Source organism: Cohaesibacter sp. CAU 1516, assembly GCF_005771485.1.
In the GTDB taxonomy this organism is placed as follows: Bacteria; Pseudomonadota; Alphaproteobacteria; order Rhizobiales; family Cohaesibacteraceae; genus Cohaesibacter; species Cohaesibacter intestini.
The window spans coordinates 1-20,798 of the sequence record NZ_VANT01000002.1; the positions used below are offsets into that span (position 1 = coordinate 1).

At 55.9% G+C, this 20,798-nt stretch carries 16 protein-coding genes and 1 tRNA gene; 6 read left to right on the forward strand and 11 right to left on the reverse strand.

Features of this window, described 5'->3' with window-relative positions; all coding sequences use genetic code 11:
• Nucleotides 1–196: hypothetical protein (locus FDK21_RS20770; RefSeq protein ID WP_210238704.1), on the forward strand; the 196-nt coding region annotated here is incomplete at its 5' end.
• 197 nt (nucleotides 197–393) lie between these two features.
• Here FDK21_RS20770 and FDK21_RS06925 read toward each other — a convergent pair.
• Both FDK21_RS06925 and FDK21_RS06930 read right to left on the reverse strand, forming a co-directional pair.
• Entirely contained in the window at nucleotides 394–2,727 is a 2,334-nt protein-coding gene (locus FDK21_RS06925; protein ID WP_171021981.1) for a nitrate- and nitrite sensing domain-containing protein, read from the reverse strand.
• Between the two features lie 634 nt (nucleotides 2,728–3,361).
• Nucleotides 3,362–3,438: transfer RNA gene (locus tag FDK21_RS06930), tRNA-Arg, on the reverse strand.
• 170 nt (nucleotides 3,439–3,608) lie between these two features.
• Between FDK21_RS06930 and FDK21_RS06935 the strand changes: the two genes are divergently transcribed.
• Both FDK21_RS06935 and FDK21_RS06940 read left to right on the forward strand, forming a co-directional pair.
• Nucleotides 3,609–4,442 carry a thermonuclease family protein gene (locus tag FDK21_RS06935; protein WP_171021982.1) on the forward strand — a complete coding sequence of 278 codons (834 nt, stop codon included), beginning with the start codon at nucleotides 3,609–3,611 and terminating at the stop codon, nucleotides 4,440–4,442.
• A 90-nt stretch (nucleotides 4,443–4,532) separates the two neighbouring features.
• Nucleotides 4,533–6,011 carry a M48 family metalloprotease gene (locus tag FDK21_RS06940; RefSeq protein WP_210238705.1) on the forward strand — a complete coding sequence of 493 codons (1,479 nt, stop codon included), beginning with the start codon at nucleotides 4,533–4,535 and terminating at the stop codon, nucleotides 6,009–6,011.
• Between the two features lie 161 nt (nucleotides 6,012–6,172).
• Here FDK21_RS06940 and FDK21_RS06945 read toward each other — a convergent pair whose 3' ends face one another.
• The 5 genes from FDK21_RS06945 to FDK21_RS06965 form a co-directional block, all read right to left on the reverse strand.
• Nucleotides 6,173–6,730, reverse strand: a complete 558-nt coding sequence (locus tag FDK21_RS06945; RefSeq protein WP_114008522.1) for a CarD family transcriptional regulator — start codon at nucleotides 6,728–6,730, stop codon at nucleotides 6,173–6,175.
• A gap of 520 nt (nucleotides 6,731–7,250) precedes the next feature.
• Nucleotides 7,251–7,586: a ferredoxin FdxA gene (gene fdxA, locus FDK21_RS06950; protein WP_114008521.1), complete on the reverse strand. Its 336-nt coding sequence runs from the start codon at nucleotides 7,584–7,586 to the stop codon at nucleotides 7,251–7,253.
• A gap of 392 nt (nucleotides 7,587–7,978) precedes the next feature.
• Nucleotides 7,979–8,368, reverse strand: coding sequence for an RNA-binding S4 domain-containing protein (locus FDK21_RS06955; RefSeq protein ID WP_114008520.1), 390 nt, complete (start codon nucleotides 8,366–8,368; stop codon nucleotides 7,979–7,981).
• A 28-nt stretch (nucleotides 8,369–8,396) separates the two neighbouring features.
• A complete protein-coding gene (locus FDK21_RS06960) occupies nucleotides 8,397–11,273 on the reverse strand; it encodes a helicase-related protein (protein ID WP_210238723.1) in 2,877 nt (958 codons plus the stop codon).
• Between the two features lie 1,473 nt (nucleotides 11,274–12,746).
• A complete protein-coding gene (locus FDK21_RS06965) occupies nucleotides 12,747–13,601 on the reverse strand; it encodes a DUF3108 domain-containing protein (RefSeq protein ID WP_171021983.1) in 855 nt (284 codons plus the stop codon).
• 549 nt (nucleotides 13,602–14,150) lie between these two features.
• On the opposite strand from FDK21_RS06965, the gene rpmB reads away from it, so the two are divergent.
• Together rpmB and FDK21_RS06975 are read left to right on the forward strand one after the other, a co-directional pair.
• Nucleotides 14,151–14,441 carry a 50S ribosomal protein L28 gene (gene rpmB / locus FDK21_RS06970; protein ID WP_114008518.1) on the forward strand — a complete coding sequence of 97 codons (291 nt, stop codon included), beginning with the start codon at nucleotides 14,151–14,153 and terminating at the stop codon, nucleotides 14,439–14,441.
• A 131-nt stretch (nucleotides 14,442–14,572) separates the two neighbouring features.
• Nucleotides 14,573–15,223, forward strand: a complete 651-nt coding sequence (locus FDK21_RS06975; protein ID WP_171021984.1) for a queuosine precursor transporter — start codon at nucleotides 14,573–14,575, stop codon at nucleotides 15,221–15,223.
• A gap of 77 nt (nucleotides 15,224–15,300) precedes the next feature.
• Here the strand turns inward: FDK21_RS06975 and FDK21_RS06980 are convergent, their stop codons facing one another.
• The 4 genes from FDK21_RS06980 to FDK21_RS06995 all read right to left on the reverse strand — a co-directional run bounded on the left by FDK21_RS06980 (nucleotide 15,301) and on the right by FDK21_RS06995 (nucleotide 20,328).
• The gene (locus tag FDK21_RS06980; RefSeq protein WP_171021985.1) at nucleotides 15,301–16,407 is read right to left on the reverse strand and encodes an esterase-like activity of phytase family protein; all 1,107 of its coding nucleotides are present in this window, start codon (nucleotides 16,405–16,407) and stop codon (nucleotides 15,301–15,303) included.
• A gap of 1 nt (nucleotide 16,408) precedes the next feature.
• Nucleotides 16,409–18,313, reverse strand: a complete 1,905-nt coding sequence (cobT, locus tag FDK21_RS06985) for a cobaltochelatase subunit CobT (RefSeq protein ID WP_138147992.1) — start codon at nucleotides 18,311–18,313, stop codon at nucleotides 16,409–16,411.
• 45 nt (nucleotides 18,314–18,358) lie between these two features.
• On the reverse strand, nucleotides 18,359–19,336 hold the full coding sequence (gene cobS / locus FDK21_RS06990; protein ID WP_171021986.1) for a cobaltochelatase subunit CobS: 978 nt from the start codon (nucleotides 19,334–19,336) through the stop codon (nucleotides 18,359–18,361).
• A 362-nt stretch (nucleotides 19,337–19,698) separates the two neighbouring features.
• Nucleotides 19,699–20,328, reverse strand: coding sequence for a J domain-containing protein (locus tag FDK21_RS06995; protein ID WP_157967569.1), 630 nt, complete (start codon nucleotides 20,326–20,328; stop codon nucleotides 19,699–19,701).
• Between the two features lie 200 nt (nucleotides 20,329–20,528).
• Between FDK21_RS06995 and FDK21_RS07000 the strand changes: the two genes are divergently transcribed.
• Nucleotides 20,529–20,792, forward strand: a complete 264-nt coding sequence (locus FDK21_RS07000; RefSeq protein ID WP_114008513.1) for a BolA family protein — start codon at nucleotides 20,529–20,531, stop codon at nucleotides 20,790–20,792.
• Nucleotides 20,793–20,798: the final 6 nt, after the last annotated feature.

A 20,798-nucleotide genomic window follows, 5' to 3' on the forward strand; every position in this document is an offset into this window, starting at 1 on the left:
TGCTTTTTCAAAAAGTTATGCAACCAACAAAGACCAAAGCCTCAGACCGCAAACTCTGAATTTTGGAGCAAACCGCCCCGCCGCCAGCAGCGCCGCCGCTGTCGATGAACCGGGTTATAGACCCACCCCTAACCAGAGTCAAACACTAAAATACATTTTTATGACAACAATTCAGGATAAATCAAAAATTAAGTAATTTCAATGACTTAGAGAGGCAATAAATATCCCCATACCTCGCAGCCAGCAACAAAGCGCAAGGATAACTTCACTTCGCTTTTCATTCCTGTCAATTGGTCTCGAAATTAGATCGTCAGCACCTGACTTCTGCATCAAAGAACCCCGCAAGATTGCTCTCACGGGGCGACTTATTGGGTGTTTGTGAAGCCAGATTCCTTAGGCAGCCTTCAGCAGCACCAAGTCTTCTATACGTTCAGCAAATTCCAAGCCGGCAAATTCACCGTCCTGCCAGGCAACGCGCGCCGCGACCACTTTCCCCGTCGCCAGTTCAAGCTGTATAGTCTCGTTTGGTTTAAACGCCTGAGCGTTGGACAGCTTGCATCCCTGTTCACTTGCATCAACAATCACGGCATTGACCCGATTGCCGTTATGAAGCAGCGCAACAACTTCTCTCATTTTCACCCGCAGGCTATTGCGTCTTTCACGCACATCTTGTCGGACATCGTTGAGGAAGCCTTCAACATCTTGCGCCAGCTGACGCGCTGCTACACTCAGCTTGTCTGACGCCGCTTCCACACTTTGCGCTTCTGTGGCCGTCTCTCCAATCACGGCCGCGACCCCTTGAGCGCTGTTCATCGCATTCTGGGTGTCGGCAGAAACTTTCTGAATCGAACCGGCAATTTCCTGCGTCGAGGCTTCTTGTTCTTCCACGGCCGACGCTATTGTGGCCGTCACACCGCTAATATCATCAACGGTGGAGGTAATACGGCCAATCGCATTGACGGCATTTTCAGTCAGAGTCTGGACCGAAGTAATCTGACCCGAAATCTCTTCCGTTGCCTTGGAGGTCTGGCTCGCAAGCTCCTTCACCTCGGACGCCACCACGGCAAATCCCTTGCCCATTTCCCCGGCCCTTGCCGCCTCGATCGTCGCATTCAATGCCAGCAGATTGGTCTGATCCGCGATGTCACGAATGATTCCCACAACTGTGCCGATCCGCTCAGCTGCTTCTGCCAATGAGGCGACATCCTTGTTGGTGCTGCGAGCAAGCTCAGTCGCAGCCCCCACCATTTTGTTTGCATGAACCGCCTGTTCGGAAATTTCCCTGACCGAAATCACCATCTGATCTGTTGCGGAAGCCACCGTTTGCACATTGCCCGAAGCACCGGCAGATGCCTGCCCGGCCGCATTGGCGTCTGACGTCGCCGAATTGGCAACCTTTGTCAGAGTGCCAGCCGTATCCTTCATGGCAACAGTCTGGCCTTCAACAGCCTGTAGGGTATTGTCAATCATATGACGGAAGCTCCCGACCAGCTTGTCGAGATGGTTCTGGCGGTGCACCTCACGCTCCCGCTCTTGCATTGCCTCTTTTTCCAGGCGCTGACGCTCAACCGCATTCTCGCGGAAGACCTGAATCGCCCGCGCCATATTGCCAATCTCGTCACCTCTGTCGGCGCCAATGATTTCAATATTGGTATCATCTTGCGCCAGACACTCCATATCTTTCACCATTATCATAAGTGGCACGGTGATCGACCGGGCGATTTTGAACGACAAGACCACCATGAAGGCGCACATGACGGCCAGAAGCCCCAGCACCCCCCAGAATTCCTTATTGACCTCTGACGCGACACGCTCTGCCTGGGAGACAACATCAGCAGCAACCTTGTCCTCGACCCCCTTCAGCAAATCAATACGCTTGGTGCTGGCGGCAAACCAGTCAGGTCCGCTCACAGAGGAGATGTCCCCTCCAAACGGCCCCTTGTTTGCGAGCGCCCGCAAGCGATCCACCTCTTGCTGCTCGGCACTGGCCAGGACACCAGTCAATGCCGCCTGCTCTTCTTCAGATGCAAAGCGATTAAAAATGGAGTGGAACGAAGTCTGCATCGCACCCAGACCTACAAAGTTGCGATAGACACCTTCGGCAAAGGCACCTGACCCGAAACCGGCGGCCCCCATGGCGCGTTCAATGCCTGCGCGCTCCTTTGCCTGCAGGAACGCCATATAGGCCACAAGGGATCGAACGGTCTCACCCTCGTTCGTCACAAGGGCAATGCTTTCGACCGAAGCGAGCAGTTTGGCGATCAGCGGCGTATAATAGCCAGCCATTTGAGGCACCGTCCGGCGGAACCCATCGACGTCTCCACGCACCGCAGCGAGCTTCTCCAACTCGGCCCGGGCAGCCTCATAAGGTGTCTTGAAGCCATCAAAAGCCAACTTGCCGGTTGCCGCCGGAATCACATCATAAAAGGCCCGCAACGCCCGATCCGTATCTTTGCGCCGTGCGCCGATCGTGTCAGCGAATTTCTCACCCTTGGATCCGATATAGCCAGCCGAGGTTCCGCGTTCCTTTTGCAACTCATGCACAAGCCCGGAAATAGACGGCGCAATCCGGGCAACTTGGACAACGGCCTCCGCCTCCACCAGTTGTTGTCGCTTGGTCACCAGTTCAAACCCGGCAAGCGCAACAAGTGCGAACAAGGGAACGAAGGCCAAAAGTGCAATTCGAACCGAAATCGGCATATTCTTGTTCTTCAAGGAAACAGTCATGTAGAACCCCATCAGGTGCAACTCCGGATAGAGTAGTGATAAGTAACTTAACATTAACTTACCAAAACACAGCGGACTGGGAGATTTGCCCTCCGTCCAGATGATGCGTTTCACCTGACAAGGGCAAGGATCGGCACAATGAACGCATCTTATACAGTTTGCGGGGAGGCGATTCAGGACCCAGGGGAGCCGACACATTCTTTGTGATTGAAATGACCACAGACATAAGCCCCTGCACCTAGCAGAGGTGTTCAGGCCATTTCAGCAAATGAAAAGACTTTACAACAAAGGCCTTTAGGGAAAATTCCCTGACGCCTCCTTCTTCGTTATTAGCCATCAAGAGGAGACTGAAGGAGTGAAAACCAACCAGACCCACCAGCTGACACATTTCGGCTTCCAACTAGCCATGCCATTGAGAGAAGGTTCTGAGAGAAGGTTCAGCAATCGCTGGCCACGGGCACTTGGCATGGCCGGCCTCCAGACTGGAAATTTCCAGACACATCCAACGCAATTGATCTGCGCTGACACACCGGATTTCGGCCAAACGCCAATCTGATTCGCACGAAACAGACCCCACCCGACCATTTATGGCACAAGGCAAACCAGCCAGCAAAACAAGTGGAAAATCAAGAAATGGTGACCCCGGCGCGAGTCGAACGCGCGACCTACCGCTTAGGAGGCGGTTGCTCTATCCATCTGAGCTACGGGGCCATTTGAGCCATTGCATGAAAAACTGCCTTCTTGAAACAATGGCAGTCGCTAGCAGCGAAAACAATTCGACCGCAATGTCAAAGCTCTCTATCATTTCGCCTATGGCAGATCAACCTGCCCTGTACGCTTTCGATTGCCTGCCTCGCAGGATTGAACCAAAGGCCCTATGGATGCGCACCCATCAGCTCTTGCTCTTCGTCTTGATCGGCTTATGTGGCACCGCACTCTCACTGGCGTCATCTCAGGCAGATGAGCGCGCGGCCACCCATCCGTGCCTTGAAGCCTTGTCCCCCTTGGCACCGACGGGCACCAGCCGCTTCAGCGCTCCAGCTGACATTATAACGCCTGCTGGCAACATCTGGCTGTTGGATGGCATCCTTGTAGAACATCTCAAACCCGCAAGCCTTGCACAGCAAAAGCAGGCCGAGATCACCAAAGTCCTGAAGTCAGCACGACCCACCATCCATGTCAGCAAAAAGGCAAAACCGGATCGCCGGGGCAGACGGCCCGCCTTTATTCAGTCCACTCCCGAAGCAACTCACCAACCACACCTGTTGCAGGAGCAACTTGCAGCGATGGGCCTCGTGCGTATCGATGTCGACACAGTGTCGAATGCCTGTGCCAAACGCTTGCTGAATGCGGAACAAAAGGCTCGACAGGCCAAACTTGGATTGTGGAAAGAGGCGCAGTATCAGCCAAAGCCATCCAACCGCCTCCACCTTTCTGCCATCGTCTCCACCTATCAGCTTGTTTATGGCAGGGTGCGCACGGTCTCTCGCATGGATCACAGCACCAGCTATCTGAATTTCGGCCCCAACTGGAAAAAGGACTTTACAGTCACACTCAGTGAAAAAAGCCTGACCCGATGGGAAGCCGAAAACAAATCGCTGGATGCCCTGAAAAATGCCTATATATATGTTCGAGGATGGGTCGAAACACGCGGGGGGCCGCTGATTCGAGTGCACCACCCGGAGCAACTGTGGCAGGAAAAGCCACCCAGGTGAGCCGGGCGGATGCAAGCAAAGGATAAAAGCAAGCTGAATGGTCCAGACCTTCAAACGAATTGCTCTGAGAATTGATGTGGGGACGAATATTTGAGCAAACAGCGCCTGACCCGTCTTAGAAACGCTGCCATCCTTGGCGCGACCCTTATGCTGCTGGCTGGCTGCAAGAGCGTATTGACCAGCGGCAACGAACCGAGCATCTCCGGCGTCGCCCCTGCCAACAGTTCGGCCATTGATGCCGTCGAGCGGGAAATCGGCCGCAAGGAACATCCCAAAATCGTCAAGGCCTATGGTGGTGTCTATAGCAATCCGCGCCTCGAAGTGATGGTGGCAAAGCTGGTTGGCAGGCTCGTTGCGGCCTCCACCGAGCCCAATCGCCCTTATCGGGTGACCATTCTCAACAGCCCGACGGTCAATGCCTTTGCCCTGCCCGGCGGCTATCTCTATGTCACACGCGGCCTGATCGCTCTGGCCAATGACAAGTCTGAACTGGCTGCAGTCCTCGCCCACGAAATGGCCCATGTCACAGCCCGCCATGCGCTGGAACGCGCCAGAGCCCGTCGGGATACGGAGCTGACCGCCAAGGTGATGGACAACATGGTCGGCGATGACAATGCACGCAAAGCATCGATCAAGACCCGCAATCTGGTGACACTGGCCAGCTTCTCGCAGGTTCAGGAACTCGAGGCCGACAAGCAGGGCATCGAGACCGCCTTTCGCGCAGGACTTGACCCCTTCGCGGCCAGCCGGTTCCTCAGCACGATGGGCCAGTATGCAGAATTTCTCACAGGCCGCGCCGACAATGATCCGAAGGCCAACTTCCTGTCATCGCACCCCACCACCCCCCAACGCATCCAGACCGCGATATTCACCGCCAGACGCTATGGCGGTCCGAGCGTCGGTGCACGTGAACGCGAGGACTATCTCGAAGCGATCGACGGCATGCTGTTTGGCGACGCGCCGGATGAAGGCTTCGTGCGCGGCAACTCCTACATTCACCCGCATCTGCGGATCCGTTTCTCTCTGCCAACGGGCTATCGTCTGGAGAACACCACCAAAGCGGTGCTCGCGGTGGCCCCGGACGGCACCGCGATGCGCTTTGATGGGGTGAGTGTCAGCCCTGACGTGCCTCTGACCAGCTATCTGACGTCCGGCTGGGTCACCGGTCTGCTGACCGGTTCGATTCGCGAGCAGATGATTGATGGCCAACCCGCAGTACTCGCTGCGGCCAAGGCCAAGGGCTGGACCTTCCGGATCGCCATCATCCGGGTACAATCCGCCACCTATCGCTTTGTATTTGCCACCACAAATCCGAACTCTGCCTATGAAAGTGCGGTCGCCGAAACCGTCAACAGCTTCCGCACCCTCTCCTTCCAGCAGGCGCAGTCCTACAAACCCCTGACCATTAATATTGTCACGGCAGGAGGTGGAGACAGCCCGCAACGCGTGGCGGAGCGCATGGAAGGCACGGAGAACAAATTACGCCTGTTTCGCATTCTCAACGACATCGATTCAGGGGCGCGCCTCAAACGTGGCCAACAGATCAAAGTGATCCGCTCCTTGAACTAAGGCCTGCAGCCCTCGGACCGGCCCGCAGTCCAACGCTCTACTTTCGGCACGAGGCATGCAAATGTCACCAACAGCCGCACAAGGCTTTTGAAGGACAAATAAAAAACCCCGGTGAACAGCGCTCACCGGGGTTTTTAAATGTCATCCCATCAGGGACACAATCAGGCAGCAGCTTCTTCCTGCTCGGTCTTGGCAGCGCCACGGCGCGGCCCTTTGGCCAGATTCTTCTCGATCAACTGAACCGCTTCCGTGCCGGACAGCTTGCGAATCGCAGCCACTTCACGAGCCATACGATCCAGAGCAGCCTCATAAAGCTGGCGTTCGGAATAGGATTGTTCCGGCTGGGTGTCGGAGCGATACAGATCGCGCACGACTTCTGCGATTGACTGCAGATCACCGGAATTGATTTTTGCCTCATATTCCTGCGCGCGGCGGCTCCACATGGTGCGCTTGATACGAGCGCGCCCTGTCACCGTCACCAGCGCCTTGTCAACAGCATCTTCATCGGACAGCTTCCGCATGCCTACAGAAGCGACTTTGCCAATCGGAACGCGCAAGGTCATTTTGTCTTGCTCGAAGTTGATCACGAAAAGCTCCAGGCTCAGGCCTGCGACTTCCTGCTCTTCGATATTGACAATTTGGCCCACACCGTGAGCTGGATAGACGATGAATTCGTTGATTTTAAAGCCCTGACGTTGGGTGGCTTTTTTGATGGCCATACGCTAGAAACTCCCGCGTCGCTTGAGAGCGGATCCATTACCCGCCCCAATCTCTTTAATAAACCGGAAACCCGCGTTTTCGGTCACAAAACGCAAAATGCCGCCACTTCAAGAAATCATCGATCCAGTGAAGAAGGGCATCCTTTTGCAGTGCATCAGAACTGAATTTGGCACGTCTGTGTGTATTGCGCACTTTAACATTGCATGAAGCATTAAATGCGCATAAAAAAACTCCCAGAACAGGAGTGTTGCATACCTTCCTTGATCAGCTGATTACGGGAGAATAGCATATTTTTGTTATATTTCCAAGATTTGATTGTGATCAAACTTTCATGGTGCGCCCAAATCGCGCCTGCGCAGCCTCATTGATATGACACAATCCGCAGATCTCTGCCGTTAAATCACCCAAAATCCACATCGACTCAGCATAAAATTAGTTTTCTGCGACCATAAAAAATGGCCCGGATATGCGCTTTTTAACATCCGGACCAGCTGTCATTATACTGCATGGCAGCAATGCTCAATCACCCTCACCCGGGTTCGGGGAGAGATATTGCAGCTTGTTCTCGACACCATCCCACTTCTTCGCATCTGCCATCGGCGGCTTGGAGGCGGTGATGTTGGGCCACTTCTCGGCATATTCCGCATTGATCTTGAGCCAGTCTTCAAGGCCCGGTTCGGTATCCGGCTTAATCGCTTCCGCCGGGCATTCCGGCTCGCATACGCCACAGTCAATGCACTCGTCGGGATGAATAACGAGGAAGTTTTCACCCTCGTAAAAACAATCGACCGGACAGACTTCAACACAATCGGTATATTTGCACTTGATGCAATTATCCAGGACGATATAGGTCATTGCCTTCTCCGCATTTGGATGCCGATCTCAGGCCCATTCATCATGCGATGATACGGGCAGACATCCCTTTTGCTTACATATGGCGCGAGCGCCAGTCCTTTTCCGCAAGCCTGATCAAGCCATCGGTCAACGCCGACCAGACCATAAATTCATTCCCAATTTGCTATCGCTTTTACCCCGGGGATTCAAGCGCTATTCATTGCAAATGGAGCCCGCAAACCAGAACCATTTTGCGACAGCCGCTGCTTTCGGGGCCATATTTTCCCCCACGGCAAATGGACTGCCCAAAAGAGAAAACAATCGTTGGAATTCAGGTTCCTTGATCAAACACAAATCGCCAGAAAAAAACAGGTAAAAAATATACCTATTATCGAAAGTTCTAGATACGCCCGTCACTCATCGCCGTAACTGCGTTTGAGCCGCATCAATTCACGCCTGTCTTTCTTGGACGGACGCGGCTGACCAGCACCGGGGGCAACATCCATTGCGGATTGATCCGATTTGACGGGTTTGGGAGAGAGGTCTTCAAACAGCAACTGGGCTTCGCTGGCAGGGCCGCGACGCGAACCGAGCGCCTCAACCTTGTAGACCAGCACCAGATTGCCCCGAACAATGGTCAGCACGTCACCCACCTTGACGGCCTGGCTGGCTGCACTGACCTTGTCCTTGTTGAGCCGCACGGCACCGGATGTAACAAGCTTAGCAGCCAGACTGCGCGTCTTGGCAACACGCGCAAACCACAGCCACTTGTCAATCCGGAGCTTGGAGGTCGCCTCACTCATGCGGCACCATGGCAGTCGCGAACAAGGGCTATTTGCCCTTGTCCAGATTTGCTTTCAGAGCAGCAAGTGCCGCGAATGGGGAATCAGGATCCGCAACTTTTTCCGGTTTGCGCGAGGCCTGATCGCGAGGCTTGCCGCGACCCTTGTCATTGTTGCGCGACCGATCCTGACCTTTATGGCCACCATCCTGATTGCGCGGACCACCGCGTTTGCCGCCTTTGCCACGGGCGTCTTTCTGACCCGGCTTGGCGTTGCGCTGACCAGAGCGTTGTGGACGGCGATCCCCACGCCCACCCGGACGCCAGATTTCAAGCCACTGTTCTTCCGGCTCGCTATCGGCTTCAGCCTTCGCCTCTTCCGCCCCTGCTTCAACAACGGCGTCAGCAGGTGCAGCTTCCTGTGGAGAAGTGTCTGCATCAGCAGAAGCGTCCCCGGATTTGTCCTCTGCATCCACCGCTTCAGCGACTGCGGTTTCCCCTTCAACCGGGGCGGCAGCCTCTGTCTCGGCAGGTTTTTCGGCTGGCTGCTCCGGCTCGATTCGGCGCCGCTCGACCCGATAGCCAAGCGATTTGAGAATCGTTGAGAAGTCTTCCCCGGCACATCCCAGCAGCGAGGTCATGGCCACCGTCACGGTGAAACCGCGCTCGACAGCCCCTTCCGGCGGCTCGGGCGCTTCCTCGGTTGGACGCCAGCTGAGCAGCGGGCGAATGAGATCGGCCAGACGCTCGAGAATGTCGATTCGCACCGCGCGCTTGCCATAAACACCGAAGCCGACGGTCTTGTAGAGCTGCGGTGCAATCGCCTCATTGATCGGAATAGAGGTACGGCCGGAAGCCGACAGAGCCGGCACATCCTGAATGCCTTCCTGATCCAGACCACCATTGTGAAGGGCCCACATCATCACCAGCATCGTGCTTGGTGCCGGCTTCAAAAGAGCCGGAATATAGATGTGATAGGCACCGAACCGGACACCGAACTTGCGCAACGAGGCACGGGCATCCTGATCGAGCGAACGCACATCTTCCGAGACCGATCGACGATCTAGAATACCAAGATTTTCAACGAGTTGGAACGCAAGCCCTTTGGCGATGCCTTCCAGTTCTTCGACTGTCGAGAGATCCACCAAAGGCTGCAAAAGCAGATTGATGTGATTGCTCAACCAAAGATTGATTCGCGACTGGACATTCTCCAGCGCGACACCGCTCAGACCCTCATCAGCCAACACCATCAGGCGCGGCTTCAGGACCACATCGCCAGCCACCAGCTTGGCAATCGGCGCACCCTGCCACCGAAGGATTCCATCCCCGGATAACAAGAACTGATCATTGGCTGCGCCAGCGATTTTCTCCGATCTGTTTTCGAATTCGACAGAAAGGACTTTCTGCGCGGCGGCATGAATAGCTTTGGCATCATTGCCTTCAGCACTCACATCGGGCGCAAAGCGAAATCCTTGCAATTGACCAACATGCTGGCCTTCCACCAGCACGTCACCGGCAGGAGTAATTTCCGCTTCGAGCATTGCTTTTTCTCTCAGACGTTTCATCAGTACACTTGTGCGCCTATCAATGAAGCGCTTGGTGAGCCGCTCATGCAAGGCATCCGACAAGCGGTCCTCAACGGCTCTGGTTTTCTCTTGCCACAAAAGGGGTTCATCTAGCCACCCCTTTTTATTGGCAACAAAGGTCCATGTGCGGATATGTGCAATTCTATTGGCGAGTGTGTCAATATCGCCATCAATCCTATCCGCGTAGGCAATCTGTGCCGTTAGCCAGTCATTGGACAAAGTCCCCCGTTCTTCGAGCTGCTGAAACAGCACGCCAATCAGTTCTGCATGGTTGGCCGGGGCAATCTTGCGATAGTCCGGCACCTGACAGACATCCCATAACAATCGCAAACAGTCCGAGCTGTCCGCCCGTCGCTGAATGTCGCGATCCTTGTAGAGCAATTCAAGAGCCTGCACATCACTTGCGGGCAAGGCCTTGGTCAGGCCCGGCTGGCTGGGTGCGACCTCCAGCGAGGCAATCAGATCGCCATAGCTGGAAAAATCCAGCATACGATTGCGCCATTGCAGCATTTTGACAGGCTGGAAGACGTGGCATTCAAGCTGCTCAACCAGTTCATCTTCGAACGGGCTGACCCGCCCCGTGACCCCGAAGGTCCCGTCGCGGGTGTGACGCCCGGCGCGCCCGGCAATCTGCGCCAGCTCGGCAGCCGTCAGGCGGCGATGCTGAAAGCCGTCAAACTTTTTCTCCGCCGCAAAGGCCACATGATCCACATCGAGATTGAGCCCCATGCCGATCGCATCCGTCGCGATCAGATGGTCCACATCGCCATTCTGGAACAGCTCGACCTGCGCATTGCGGGTGCGGGGAGACAGACTGCCCATCACCACCGCTGCGCCGCCCTTCTGGCGGCGAACCAATTCGGCAATCGCATAGACATCGTTGACCGAGAAAGTCACCACCGCAGACCGGCGCGGCAGACGCGACAGCTTCTTCTGTCCCTCATAGGTCAGCTGCGACATCCGCGGGCGGCTGGTGATCGTCGCTCCGGGCAGCAACTGCTCGACCATCGGCTGCATCGTCGCCGCGCCGAGCAACAGGGTTTCTTCACGGCCGCGCAAATGCAGCATCCGGTCGGTGAAGACATGACCGCGCTCGAAATCGGACGCCAACTGCACCTCGTCGATGGCGACAAAGGCGACATCGGCATGCGCAGGCATCGCTTCCACCGTGCAGACATGATAGCGCGCCCCTTGCGGCACGATCCGCTCTTCTCCCGTATGCAGCGCGACGGCCTCAGGCCCGACCTTGGCCACCAGCTTGCCATAGACCTCCCGCGCCAAAAGCCGCAACGGCAGACCGATGATACCCGACGAATGGGCCACCATCCGCTCAATCGCCATATGGGTCTTGCCCGTATTGGTTGGCCCCAGAATCGCATGAACATGCCCGAGAGCCGGATTGCCCCGTCTCTCAAAACCCACATTGTCCGCCCAGCCGGGCGCCTGTTCGCTCAGACGATGGATATGCGCCCGCGCACCTTGGTCCGCAGACCTTTTGGCTTTCGGGGCCGCCTTGGATTTGAACTTGGCTTTCGGTTTTGTGCGTGGGGCTGCCTGACGATCCTCAACAACAGGATCGCTGGCGCTCAGCAGCGCGGCCATTTGCGCTTCCATGGAAGGCTCATCGGCAGAAGGCTTGTCTTTGAGATGCGCGCCCGCAAAAGGCTGATCGGTTTTGGGCCGCGATGCACGCTCATCCGGCAGACCTTGATCTTGCGCACGGCGCATCAGCTCTGCTTCAATTCCCGCAAAGGCATCGGGCCGCCCTGCGGCGATAGTCTCGGCCCGCTTGACCCGCAAACGGTCTTCAGCCTCGGCGCGCGCCTTCGCCTCGGCCTCACCCTTCAGGCTGTCCGCCAACCCGGCCAGCGAGGCAAAAGGGGAATCGGTATGTTTCTTCTTGGTCATGGACGTGCCGATGGCCTGTCTGAGAGCCGGCATCTCATCAAGGTCGGCTCGTCTCTGGTGTCTTTCTTCGAATGTGCGAAATCTTTCACACAATGGCGGATGCCTGTTCGTGCCCTCCTTATCTCAAAAGCGGCTCCATGCTTGCAAGCAACAATCGGACCACTTGCTCTTTTTCCCGTCGGCCACGACATCCTTGCAACATTCAACCCAAAGCCGCGCAACCGCACCAGTATTAACGAAAAGAACGAGTCTGGAACGAATCATGCCCGAATCGATGACTTTCACATGTTCCTATATTGTTCTATCTCGATATAGATGACAATAGCGTGACAGACACAAGATCTCGTGGCAGCTCATAAACCATTTGGAAACAATCTGCCCAAAATCGCAGCGCGGCCTGTTTATTTTTTAATCACTTCGCATCAATTCGAAACAAAGCCATATTTTCAATTGGTTAACAATTTCCCCACAACAGAGCGCTTCGCGTTAACCCTTTGAACGCAGAGAGAACAAACTCTGCACGAATCGCTTCTTTCGCCATGTTCTCAAAATGTTCCCGCCAGATATACCCATAAATTTACCCCCACCATCAATATCTAGGTGATATAAGTATAACGAACCAAATCCCTACTGATGCTCAAACTTTGATCATTAACGAACCGTCCCGATTTGACACATCACGCAAGCGGCACACTTCCCCATCTGGTGTGCATGGAGACAGATCCATCTCATATATCGAAAGGGAAGGCAGTAGGGACAGGAGGCAGGCGCTGGACAACCAATCGGTGAGCGTCTCAAGCGCAGCCAAGGCGTTTGACCCCGCCTGTCCTGTTGACCAGACAAGACAAACAAAAAGGGGGCACATGCCCCCTTTTTCCGGTAAGTAATCAGTTCATGACCACAGGATCAGTTGAATTGGATCTCTCTGGCCTGCAACACGAAACGGCCGATATTCGTTCCCATTTGGATGCGATAGACCGCGACCACGGGTTCATCCGCCACGGGAATAAACCAGGCCTCCAGATCCTTGTTGCTCTCCATAAACTTGGTGCTGGCCTTGTTGGGCCGATGACCGGCGACGAATCGGAATCGCGCCCCGCATTTGGTGACCGGTCCGCTATAGGCCCCATGATAGCTGCCCTTCACCGTGTCGGTGCTCTTGTAATAAAGCTCGATATTGTAGCGCCAGCGCCCATCAAACATCCGGATCGTCCGATCGCAGACCGTCTTGCCAACGCGATCCTTGGGGGAACGGACGGACATCAACAGACTGGATAGCGGGTCAATGATACCCCGGGTATGCACCCGTTTCAGCGGAATCCGGTCTTTGTGCTTTGAAACCGGTGGGGAGGCCGAAAAATCACTGACATTGCCCGACCGCATGGCGATCTGAACCACATTGTGGATTTTGTCTTCCTTGGAATTCAGGGCATACATCGTTGGCAGCATGGTCTTGCTGTTAAAGCGCCCCTTGCTGATCGCACGTCCCTTGCTGTCGATAAACAGTTTGGACACCCCGGATGTCTTGGCGAAAGCATCAATTTCATATTTGCGCCCGTTGACGCTGGCTTTTGCCGACCCCTTACCAACCGGAATTCCGGCAATCGAAATACCAAAGGTGGCCTCGATTTCCGTGGCATCGGCCAAAACCGGGGTGAGGACAACCCCACCCGTCAGGCCCGCACAAAAACATGCCCCCAGCAAACCGGCCCTTACAGAGCGGGTCTGGACTGCGCCCCCGCAGGTGCGGACAATGGGCATTTTCAAGATATCTTGCATCGCGCTCAGCATTCTAATCCCCAAAACGCAAACGAGTGGCCTGATGTAAACGGCAACAGATTGGCAAAAGGAAGTGCAATTTCCCAAACAGCGCACAGTGAGTTCCACAGAACTGTGACACATTCCATGCGTGCCATGCGTGGCCACATCCCAACCAGCACGACCACTAGACTATCACTGTCTCTGAATATGGTTAACAAATTGCGACAAACCCGTAGTCCGAAACAATTGAGGCAAATTGAAGGCTCTTGGCGGCCTGGGGCTGAAAACAGAGTTGCAAAACAGGCCTTCAGTCGACAGATTCTTCACAATTCATCCAGTCGCGTGGAAAAGCGCCCCCTCTTTCTCATGGCTTCAGGCAGGAAATGGGAAAAGAAACGGCGCAAAGGCTCAGAAATGCTTGACGTAGCCTTTCAGGATCACTATACCGGGGCGACTTTTCAGCCAATCTGCTCTGTCAGACTGGCCGAACACAGAATATGAAATGAGCGGGCGCCCGGTGGCGTCCTAATAATTTGTGAGGGATTTTCCATGGCACGTCGCTGTGAACTGACCGGTAAAGGCGTTCAGTCCGGTAACAATGTCAGCCACGCAAAAAACAGAACCCGTCGTCGCTTTTTGCCAAACCTGGTGAATGTGACTCTGCTGAGCGAAACCCTCGGCACCGGCGTTAAGATGCGCGTTAGCGCTCACGCCCTGCGGTCTGTTGAGCATCGTGGCGGCCTTGATGCTTTCTTGGCTAAAGCCAAAGACTCTGAACTGTCGAGCAACGCTCTGCAGATCAAACGCAAGATCCAGAAGGCACAGACTGTTGCTTCCTAAGCAGCGGTAGGTCTGCCAAGCGCAGGCTGCCTTTGACACGACAAGAAAGCAGCGCCTCACGGGCGCTGTTTTTGTATCTTAATCCGCTTTGGGCTATTCTCCCATTTGCGGCCAACATAGGAGAGTGACACATGGTTGCTACTCATGAAAAAGCTGGCTCAGCTGCTCTGGGCCTCGCCATTCTGGCTATGGTTGGCGTTGTCGCCGCCTCGAACTATCTGGTTCAGTTTCCCTTCCATCCATTCGGTCTGCAGGATCTCCTGACCTGGGGCGCCTTCACCTATCCGATGGCTTTCCTTGTTACCGACCTGACCAATCGCAAATTTGGCCCCAAAGTGGCCCGCCTGATCGTGCTGGTCGGTTTTGCGCTGGCTGTGGTCCTGTCAATCTGGCTCGCCACCCCACGCATTGCCATTGCCTCTGGCACTGCCTTCATGGTTGCCCAGATGCTGGATGTCTTCATCTTCAACCGTCTGCGTCAGGATGCATGGTGGAAAGCCCCGCTGACATCCTCCTTCCTCGGCTCGACCCTCGATACGATCATCTTTTTCGGCATCGCCTTCTCGGTTCAGTTCGCCATACTCGACACCGGCTTTGGCATGACGCCCGATGGTTTCCCGACCGACCATGCGCCGCTGCTGGGTGTAGCCACGGCTGAAGCCCCACGCTGGATCAGTTGGGCCATTGGCGACTATCTGGTGAAAATGCTGGTTTCGCTGATCATGCTGGCCCCCTACAAAGTCCTGCGCGGTCGCGTTGACGCGCTGGCCCCGTCTGCCTGAGGGATTGGCACTCGATCATCCAAAGCCAGAATTGCAAAGAATAGAAGAAACCGGCCAGACCCGATCTGGCCGGTTTTTCATTGCCCCGCAGGCAACAGGAACTGCAACAGTAAGGTACGTTGCAGGGGATTGAAATTGTCGTCAGAGATCAGCGTGATCAGGTGAGAGCCATCCGGCTGCGGCTGGACCGCCATGCCTTCCATATTGTCAAGCGCATGGGACAGATTGCCTGTCAGCAGGATATCCGTGCGCTCGATCGCCCCCGCACCAAAATCCGCAGCCCGCACCCGACGGATGCGAATCTGCAAGCCGCCAAACAGCGAGACTTTCCGCTCCAGAATCAGCAAATCCCCCGCCCTTGTGAAGGCGGCGTCGGTGACCGCCAACCCGCCCTGCTCCGGCACGGTAAAGGCCTGCGCCTTGCCATTGCGCACAATCCAGCCCTGTATCTGATCCCCCGCAAAACGCTCGCTGATCAGAATGAACGAACCGTCGTGGCGCGTGCCTTCCGGTGAAAAGGCAATCGCCTCAAAGCCTGTATTGGCCTTGGCCCCGCGCAACACAGAGCGTGGCAATGGCAAAGAGCGGCTCTGGCGGGTAAAGGTTCCCTCCTTGGTGAGCCCGTAGCGTACGACCCGCGCATCCCCTTCAAAGCTGACATAAGCAGCCTTATCGTGCAGCGCCAAGCCTTCGCTATCCCGCTGCCAGCCTTCCATCCGCTCCGACAGCTGCGGCAAGTGGCGCATCTGCCCCGCCTCCACACCATCTGGCCTGCCATCCTTGAGCAGCAAACGCGCTTTCAACACCGTTCCCTTGTCACCAACAGCCAGAAAGGTTTGCGAATCAAGAAAGGCCAGCCCGGAGAAGCCACCAAACCTGTCATGATCGCTTTCAAGCTCCAGCCCGCCCAGCCAATGAAGCTTGCCATAGACATTGTCATCGGTGCCATAACCGCCAAAGGAACGGATGGGGGTCGCCTGAATGGAGAGAGATTCAAATTTCGGTGCCGCCATCGGCAACCGCACGGGTGGCAAGCGAACAGGCTCAGCCGCCTTCACAGGCACAACAGCGAGGGGCAAGCCTTGCGGCGAAACAAACAGGGAAAAGCCCAGCAGGGCGGTGCAGGCCAGCAAACGACCAAAAGGCCGGATAGTCCGGCCTCTCAAAGGGTCGTGCGCAGGCATGCTAGCGTCTCCGCATCTTGCGCCGCGCCGCCTTGCGGGGGTCAATGGTTGGCTGGGCATTCTCATCAAACAGTTCGGCCAGCTTCTCGGTCATCGCCCCACCCAACTCTTCCGCATCAATGATCGTCAGGGCCCGCTGATAATAGCGCGTCACATCATGGCCGATGCCGATGGCCAGCAGATTGACCGGTGAACGGGTTTCGATCTCCTCGATCACTTCGCGCAGGTGCTTTTCAAGATAATTGCCCGGATTGACCGACAAGGTGCTGTCATCAACCGGCGCACCATCCGAAATCATCATCAGGATCTTGCGCTGTTCGGGCCGCGCCAACAGGCGCTTATGCGCCCAATCGAGCGCCTCCCCATCGATATTCTCTTTCAGCAGTCCTTCGCGCATCATCAAGCCAAGATTGCGCCGGGCCCGACGCCACGGACTATCTGCAGATTTATAAATGATATGCCGAAGGTCGTTCAGGCGTCCCGGGTTGAGTGGCTTTTCAGCCTTCAGCCACGCTTCGCGCGACTGACCGCCCTTCCAGGCCTTGGTGGTAAAGCCAAGAATCTCGACCTTGACGTTGCACCGCTCCAGCGTCCGGGCCAGAATGTCGGCACAGGTCGCGGCAATGGAAATCGGTCGCCCGCGCATCGAGCCGGAATTGTCAATCAGCAACGTGACGACCGTATCGCGGAATTCAGTGTCCTGCTCCCATTTGAAAGACAGCGGCCGCATTGGATCCGTCACCACGCGGGTCAGGCGGGCGGTATCAAGCAATCCTTCTTCGAGATCGAAATCCCAGCCACGATTCTGCTGCGCCAACAGGCGACGTTGCAGCCGGTTGGCCAGACGGGCCACGACCTGATGCAAGTTCTGCAGCTGCTTGTCGAGTTGGGCCCGCAACCGATCAAGCTCGGCCGTCTCGCACAAATCCTCGGCATGGATGATTTCGTCAAAGCTCTGGGTGAAGACGCGATAGCGGGTGTCCGGCTCGTTGCGGCCATAATCCTTCTGGGACATGGTCTCGCCGGATTCCTCACCATCGAAATCCTCATAATCGACCATGTCCTGACTGGTCTGTTCATCAGCCTCGGAATCGCCCTCATCCTGCTCTTCAGCGCTTGCTTGGGCTTCCTGATCCTGCTGCTGCTCGCCCTCGGAAGATTCCTCGGTTTCGCGATCATTCTCGACATCGTCATTATTGCCGGATTCGCTATCGTCAGCATTTTCTTCGCTGTCTTCGGCTTCTCCGCCCATGTCATCGGCAACGTCGAGATCCGCCAGCACCCGACGCAAGCGGCGGGCAAATTTCGCCTGATCCTGAATATCCTCGGCCAGACCGTCAAGACTGCCTTCGGCGGTCTGCTCGACCCAGCCGCGCCATTGCTCGACCAGCGCATGAGCGCTGTCGGGGATCGGTTTGCCGGTCAGTTTCTCGCGCACGATAAGAGATAGCACATGATCAAGCGGCGCTTCTTCAATGCGGCTCGAATCCCCTGCCACATAGCGGCTATAGCGATCTTCGAGCATCGCCGAGAGGTTGCCCGCCAGACCTTCCATCTGGCGTGCGCCAATGGCTTCCACCCGTGCCTGCTCGACCGCATCAAAGACCCCACGCGCCCGCGCGCCGTCCGGCGCATGCTTTGCGTGAACACGCGGATCATGACAGGCTACCCGCAAAGCAAGACTGTCGGCCTGCCCGCGCAGAATCGCGGCTTTCTCAGCAGTGAGCGCACGCGGCGGTTCCGGCAGACGCGCCTGACCGGACACCAGCATGGGTCGATCGGCAGAGAAATGCACATCCAGCTCCACATGACCGGCAATGGCTTTCAGGGTGCCGCTGACCGAATGCTTGAACCGTTCATTCGGGTCAACATGACCGTGCAGCTTTGAGGGTGACTTGCTCGACATGGGCTTCTTCTTCGTCCACCAACTTGCAACAGGATGCTGTGAGCCTTAGCTCACAGCGACATTCACGGAGCTTTCCGGCAGTTCCTCGCCAAAGCAACGCTGGTAGAACTCTGCCACAAGCGGCTGCTCCAGCTCATCGCATTTGTTGAGGAAGGTTACCCGGAAGGCAAAGCCAATATCCGCGAAAATGTCGGCATTTTCGGCCCAGGTGATCACCGAACGCGGGCTCATGACGGTCGACAGATCGCCATTCATGAAAGCATTGCGGGTCAGATCGGCAACACGCACCATCTTGCCGGCGGTCACCTTGCCTTCATCGCCCTTGAGCGATTTCACTTTGGCGCAAACGATGCCCACTTCATTGTCATGCGGCAAATAGTTGAGCGTAGTGACAATCGACCAGCGGTCCATCTGGCCCTGGTTGATCTGCTGGGTGCCGTGATACAGGCCCGACGTATCCCCAAGACCAACCGTGTTGGCGGTGGCAAACAGGCGGAAGGATGGATGCGGACGGATGACGCGGTTCTGGTCAAGCAGAGTCAGGCGACCGGCCACTTCCAGCACGCGCTGAATGACAAACATCACATCCGGACGACCCGCATCATATTCGTCAAACACCAGCGCCACATTGTTTTGCAGCGCCCATGGCAGGATGCCATCGCGGAATTCGGTGATCTGCTTGCCTTCTTTGAGCACGATGGCGTCCTTGCCGATCAGATCGATACGCGAAATATGACTATCGAGGTTGACGCGCACACAAGGCCAGTTCAGCCGGGCTGCGACCTGTTCGATATGAGAAGACTTGCCCGTGCCATGATAGCCCGAAATCATCACCCGACGATTGTGAGCAAAGCCGGCAAGAATGGCGAGCGTTGTCTGCTTGTCGAACAGATAGTCCGGATCCAGATCCGGCACATATTCATTCGCTTCACTGAAGGCTGGCACCATCCAGTCCGCGTCGATGCCAAAGGTTTCGCGCACGGATACTTCGGTATCCGGCAATTGGGAAAGTTCGTTGCTCATATCATTCACTGCACTGCTCAGGATGGGGCCCATCACTTGCCTTGGCCGCAGGGGCGTCTGGGAAACGCGTTCCCTATGGGACAGGGGCCCGATTGAAAGCTCGGTCATTCGAAATCGCAACTTAAAGCAATCGAGACCGAAAAGAAAAGGTAGATTTGCGCTTTTTTATGTCAGGAGGGAGAGAGCGGATCACTCTAACGTGACGGCCTGCATCTCTGGCCCGTCATAAGACGGGCATTAGAGGTGCAAAGGGACCGTCGGCAACGGGTTGGCAATCCCCTCAGAAAAACAGGCGGCCAAGCCGCCTGCAACATTCTTTTCTTGGCGCGGCAACGCTCGCGCCCTCACCGATAGGCACGCGATCAGCAATAGCCACCGGCGCGCAAGGTATTGTAGGCGGCGATAACGTCCTGCAGACGCTCCTCGCAGGCCCGATCCCCCTTATTGAGGTCAGGATGGTTTTCTTTCAACAGCCGTTTATAGGCGCGTTTCACGTCATCTGCGGTCGCTGGCAGGCTCAACCCGAGGGTCTCGAACGCCTTTGCTTCCAGAGGCCGCAACTTGCGGGTCTGGTTCTGGTGGCGTGAGCGACGTTTGGCCCGTTCGGCCGCACGCTGGGACCGCCCATCGGAAAAGCCGCTGCCTTCCCAGCTCCGTCCCCGCGCTTCACCAGCCTTATGGGTGGCGTCACCCCAGGCATTGACGCCCATTGCCCAGGTCGGACGGTCGCCGGTCGCGGTGCTGGCCTTGACGCTGTCCGCCTCGTCGTCATCCATACCAGTGAAGTAATTGTAGTTCTGATTGAACTCACGGGCATGCACTTCACAGAAATTGTGATACTCACGACGCGCCGTACCACGCTTGGGCGCCTTGCAGCCCCCAACCTTCTCGCAGCCAGGCCATTCGCACTGCTCTTGCTGCTGCTTCTTCTTCTTGCGGTCAACATCTGGTTTGATGCGAATGGAATCAAAAAGTTTCGAGTCGAGTTTCATTGATTTTTGTTTGTCTCCGAACGCTTGGTTATCGCTCTTACATGGCGCAGAACAGATCGATTGCTGTAAGCCTTTGGTCATGCTATTCGACATCACCCCTTGCACAGACAGGGTAAAAACCCTACCTGCGGGACAATGGAAAAGCAGATCTGCTCAAATCACCCCTAAATTTGAAGTGCAACAATTCAACATTCTTCGCCATGACCGTCAAGAACACGATTGAGAAAAAACTGAACAAACACCTTCAACCCACATTGTTGGAGGTCTTTGATGACTCCGATCGGCATGCCGGCCATGCTGGCGCTCGCCCGGAAGGCGAAACCCACTTTCGGATTCGCGTCTCCAGCCCGGCTTTTGCCGAGCTGTCCCGGATCGATGCACACAGAATGGTGCATGATATTATCAAAGAAGAGCTCGCAGGTCCAATCCATGCTTTGGCCCTTGAGACAATCAAGCCGGCCTGAGCTGAA